This is a genomic window from Adlercreutzia sp. DFI.6.23 (genome assembly GCF_024462535.1).
Lineage (GTDB): Bacteria > Actinomycetota > Coriobacteriia > Coriobacteriales > Eggerthellaceae > Adlercreutzia > Adlercreutzia rubneri.
Genome location: NZ_JANGBP010000838.1, coordinates 1 through 286, shown reverse-complemented (window position 1 = coordinate 286; position 286 = coordinate 1). Strand labels below are relative to the sequence as shown.

General features: G+C 66.4%; 1 protein-coding gene. It reads right to left on the bottom strand.

Annotated features, from left to right (window positions below; all coding sequences use genetic code 11):
* Positions 1-286 (bottom strand): S1C family serine protease (locus NE591_RS15685; protein ID WP_256157152.1); only part of this gene is annotated, 286 nt, incomplete at both ends.

Sequence of the window (286 nt, the reverse complement as noted above, 5' to 3'; positions counted from 1 at the left end):
CTCAACCGCCTGTCCATTGAAGGCAGTGACGATGTCGCCAGGCACTATGCCCGCCGCAGCCGCACCGGAGTCGGGGGTGACGGCGGCCACGTAGGCGCCGGCGTCGACGGGCAGGCCGTAGCGGGATGCCGTCGCCGCGCTCACCGTGGAGAGGCTCACGCCGAGCTGAGCATGGGTCGGCGTCTCACCGGCGATGATCTGCTGGACCAAGTTGATGGCGTAGTTCACGGGAATGGCAAACCCGACACCGGAGTAGTTGCCGGAGTACGAGGTGATCAGCGTGTTG